1 protein-coding gene is annotated in these 638 nt (G+C 58.4%); it reads left to right on the top strand.

What is annotated here, in order from left to right; translation table 11 throughout:
* Nucleotides 1–638, top strand: a 638-nt coding sequence (locus AC1DT3_RS23440; RefSeq protein WP_477467546.1) for a hypothetical protein, incomplete at both ends; no start/stop codon positions are given.

Below are 638 nucleotides of genomic sequence, written 5' to 3'. Positions count from 1 at the left end.
CGGCCAGCAACGTCATTGGACGGGCGCTTCCCTTCGAACTGACGAGTGAGCGGAATTTCCTGATCGCGTGGATCGTCTACGTGTTCGGCCTCGTCCTCATGTTCGTCTGCTTGAGCGTCGTCGGTCGCTCCGCATTGCCGCTCATGGTGCCAGGCTGGCAAGACAAGATCACGAGCGAAGCGGTTCCCATCCTCGCCGCGTTTTGCCTCATCGGCTTTCTCCCGAACGTTCCGGGGCTTCGCCTTCTCGAACAGACCTGGCGCGAGTTCATGCATCACCGCGCGTCGATCCCACGCGCCGTCAACGACATTCTCGACGAAATAAACTCTCGCGAATTTTCCTTTGCACGATTGCCCACGGCTGTTCTTGGCAAGATCATTCCGTTCGGAGCGACCAAGGGTTCCTTGGACGACTTCAAGGATGCAGTCGCGAAGCAGAGCATKTCCGTGAACGCCAGGAATTGGATTCTCGCCAGCGGCATCATGAGCGCGGTGCCCATCGCGACTTCGGAGGCGCAGGCGAGCCGGCGAATCGGCACGCGTTTCATCAGCCATCATTCCGAGCATTTCGATTCGCTGCGCTTCGAATACAAGGAATTGAAGGAGCGCATCTTCGCGACCAACCCCCATACACTCGAT

It is taken from the genome of Microvirga sp. P4_G7, assembly GCF_056401005.1.
This window is presented reverse-complemented; position numbering and strand designations above follow the sequence as displayed.